This is a genomic window from Paenibacillus sp. J14 (assembly GCF_000518465.1).
Lineage (GTDB): Bacteria > Bacillota > Bacilli > Paenibacillales > Paenibacillaceae > Fontibacillus > Fontibacillus barengoltzii.
Window position 1 is genome coordinate 1 of the sequence record NZ_JADQ01000101.1, and the last position, 3,530, is coordinate 3,530.

A 3,530-nucleotide genomic window follows, 5' to 3' on the forward strand; every position below is an offset into this window, starting at 1 on the left:
TCGGAATCCCTCGCGCCACTTACTATCGCTTGAAGGCAAGGGAGAAAATAAACTCGAGAACCACATGGTAGTGAAAATTCGCGAACTCTGAATCCAGCATAAATATCGCTATGGATACCGAAAAATCGCTGCTTTGCTCCGGATGAAATATATGGTAAATTATAGTTGTGATTCCAATAATATATTCACCTGAATCCGTGATATTTGCTAAATCGTTCTAATGTGACGGATTCAAAATCAGATTATACTCTCCTGGAGATGGCCACCGGGATGGATTTGCCAATCCTTTGAAGCTTCAATGAGGCCTGAACGACAAATTTGTGCATGCCAAATAAACCTGCGAAATTGCAGGTTTTGAGTAAAACGATTCGTTTCGATCCATGCTCATGCAAACGCGTGGTAAATCCGCTCCAATACGGGGGACCATGGGCTGTTCTTGCCAAAGTTAAACCATATCCCTCGGGCGTGTCGTATCAACCGCACCGCCATGTAGATGATATTCTGGATCACCGTCCGAATCCGGCGTCGCTGCACATTGCCGCGTATAGGCGCATCGTCTTTGCGCAGACTCTCCTGCCCCATGATGCGCAGCAAATTGTACGCAAACACGCCTGCGTGCAACACGAGATGATTGGTTTCAAATTTCCCGGACGGCAACCGTTCCAAATCCAGATCCGTCTTGATTTCACTATGAAATTGCTCGCTGGTGCCGTGATCCCGGTATAACTCAATCACCCGCCATGGTGCACAGCGAAGCGAAGTCCAGTATACATCCACTTCCAGTTCGGGAACCAGCAGGATTTGTCCATCTCGGTCAATCGTTCGCTCGATCACATGGAAGACTTGTCGAAGAGGGCGGTCAAATCCTTTCTCCGGAAACTCGATGAACCCGACATATTCTTTCTTGCCTTCGCGTTGCTCGCAGCAGATGCCCGAGGTCTCGGCAACGTGCAACCAGGCCTCCTTGGGGTCCCTGCGAAGGTTCACTTTGATGATGTAGTCCACATTCTCACGGTGACACACATGCAGATTCTCGAGGCTGTCGTTTCCTGCATCCATGCGCACGAGCATCGGCTGATCCGTGATGCGCCGTGCATAGGCAATACTTTGGGTCAAGAATGCCGCGGTGCCGTTCTGGACATGGGTGCTGCCTTCCCGCAATTCGACATTGACGCCGTACCCCTCTTGCCCCAGATAGGCAAAGATCGGCGCATAGCCGTCCACGCCTTTGTACGTGCGGGAAACGCCTTCTTTCTTGGTACCGGAGTTGTCGAAGGGGGAAACGTCGATGTCCAGCGGGATGTAAACACGAGATCCGGCCTGAACTCCGGTCAACGGCGCCTGGATGCGACGGATCAGATCAGCGGATTCCTCAAGCAGAATCTCGTTCCATCCCGCCTTCGTTTCCGCCGCGCGCTCCAGGCGTTGGCGAAGCGTCGGGCTGGAGGGCACGCGCTGCAGTTGCAGACTGATCTGAAAGACATCGTCGTTCCGAAACGGCTCAATGTGATCGAAATCGCTTTTTCCTTGACACAGCAAGCCGATGTAGCTTTTCATCACGTCGGAGTGAGAATGATACGGATGTTCTACATCTGTGAGTCGGGTATGGTTAAGGCGTTTTGTGAGTTTGGTATGTGCCAGCAAGGCACCGACGGTAGCGAGACCGGCATGGGTGGACAGAATGAGTTCGTTGGATCGGACAAAACGGATTTTCATCATGCACCCCACAGGTGAATGGCTTTGAAGGTTCCAAATACTTGAATAATTCGCCTTCTTGGCTGCATTTTCCTGTGTCCGCCTCAGGATTTATTTGTTCAAGTTCACGGATTCAGGATTCAAATAAACTAAGAAAAGGAGGTTAGTAGGGATATGGGGAATATTCTACTGTTCGTGGTGTTTTAATTTTACTCCTTGTATCATTCGATCTAGTACAATACCTATCAAGACCCTCAAAAAAACACTGAGATTACGTGCTAAGTAAGGACAACTGGGGATGTCATCACAATTCATAACAAAGCTGTAAATATTTTAAAATTTATTCTGAGAGGAAGGGTAGTTTATGAAGCTTAAGAAACACCTTGTTAGTGGACTAGTGTCCATTGCATTTTTCTGTGCAGGGGGAGTGGTTGCTTTTGCAGGCTACGATAGTAATTTATTTGTTGCTCCAAAAGAGACATATGAATCCATGGTTAAAACACCGGGCAATTATTATTATCTGGCTGCTGCAACTCCTAACTATAACTGTTTAGCATATGCGTTAGGAGACACACGTCAGTGGATCTGGCCTTGGGGATCAAGTAACCCTACATTGAAAGAAGCAAATGACTACATGACTTCCCGAATGTATAATCCTTACCCATACAGTTCTAGTGCTTCTAATGTGAAAATTATTGCATATGGCACGTCGACCAGCAATATCACTCATTTTTCCAAAGCGGAAGGAACTAACTATTCTAACGCAAAATGGGGCCAATTGGAGAGACTCCAATCTTTAGGATGGGACCCTTACACATCTTCCATATACGGATCTGCGTTGCAAGTATACAAGTAATGAATAGTATATAATATATAGTGAGGTGATCGAAGTGAACAAAAAGTTACTTATTGGAATGTTCGCCCTCGGTTTTGCTGTTACTTCTTCTTTATACGCGGTACGTGCTAATGCATCCGTTGAGAAGCAAATTAACCAAAACCTTAACAGCTTGGCCGAACAGTTACAAACGGAAGTCACTAATAAAACTGAATTAGCCATGAGTAGTAATCCCTATGATTACATCAAGAACAGCGAAGAGTATGCAAATATTGTAAATCTCGGAACAGATGCTGTTCCAATTTTAGAAAAGAAAATCGATGAAAGTGAAGGAAGCGGTCTTTTTGATTACATTTTTTCAGTTGCTATCGAAGAAATCACAAAAGTAAACCTCAAAGAAGAGGAAAGTACAGCTTGGGATACTGGAGACAAGTTCTCGGAGAAATGGAAGGCAAAACTTAAGACACTTCCTGAAGAAGTTGAAAAAATCGCTAATTCTGAATTAACTGAAGATGAGAAAATTACTTCTCTAAAAAAACTGGGTCTTCCTGCTGTGCCATTTATTATTGACCAACTTGAGGCAGGTAAAACTGAACTTTTCCCAGCAGTTCAGTCTTTGGTTCCGGATAGTCAAACGAAGTCCTTGAAAATGACTGACATAGTACAATGGGCAAAAGAAAACAAGGATAAATTTGATGACCTTAAAGAGTATGTTTTAAGCAAAAAATAATAATAGTCCAACTTGAGGTTGTAAGTGATCCTTTCAAGTAGAACTTATTGGGGCTGTAATTTGACTAAATCGCTCGGATGGAAAGTCAGGGACTGACCCCATAGTGTGGGACAAATAAAAACACCTTCAAGAAAATTTGCCCATGTCGTAAGATATGGAGACAACCTTGGAGGTGTTTTTTTCATTGGGAACAAGAGTTAGTTATCCCCCTAGAAGTTAAAATGAAGGCAATTGAAATGAAAATGTCTGGTACACCGGTGAAGGAAATTA

3 protein-coding genes are annotated in these 3,530 nt (G+C 44.7%); 2 read left to right on the top strand and 1 reads right to left on the bottom strand.

What is annotated here, in order from left to right:
• Positions 1-384 precede the first annotated feature (384 nt).
• Positions 385-1,716: an IS1380 family transposase gene (locus tag M891_RS0122020; RefSeq protein ID WP_028540286.1), complete on the bottom strand. Its 1,332-nt coding sequence runs from the start codon at positions 1,714-1,716 to the stop codon at positions 385-387.
• A 343-nt stretch (positions 1,717-2,059) separates the two neighbouring features.
• Here M891_RS0122020 and M891_RS25475 point away from each other — a divergent pair, with 343 nt between their 5' ends.
• Together M891_RS25475 and M891_RS24420 are read left to right on the top strand one after the other, a co-directional pair.
• Positions 2,060-2,551, top strand: a complete 492-nt coding sequence (locus tag M891_RS25475; RefSeq protein WP_016314272.1) for a DUF7689 domain-containing protein — start codon at positions 2,060-2,062, stop codon at positions 2,549-2,551.
• A gap of 34 nt (positions 2,552-2,585) precedes the next feature.
• A complete protein-coding gene (locus tag M891_RS24420) occupies positions 2,586-3,260 on the top strand; it encodes a hypothetical protein (protein ID WP_016314271.1) in 675 nt (224 codons plus the stop codon).
• Positions 3,261-3,530: the final 270 nt, after the last annotated feature.

Excerpts from the sequence above, each read along its gene's own strand:
- M891_RS0122020 (WP_028540286.1), bottom strand. The coding sequence starts at position 1,716 with ATGAAAATCCGTTTTGTCCGATCCAACGAACTCATTCTGTCCACCCAT.
- M891_RS25475 (WP_016314272.1), top strand. The coding sequence starts at position 2,060 with ATGAAGCTTAAGAAACACCTTGTTAGTGGACTAGTGTCCATTGCATTT.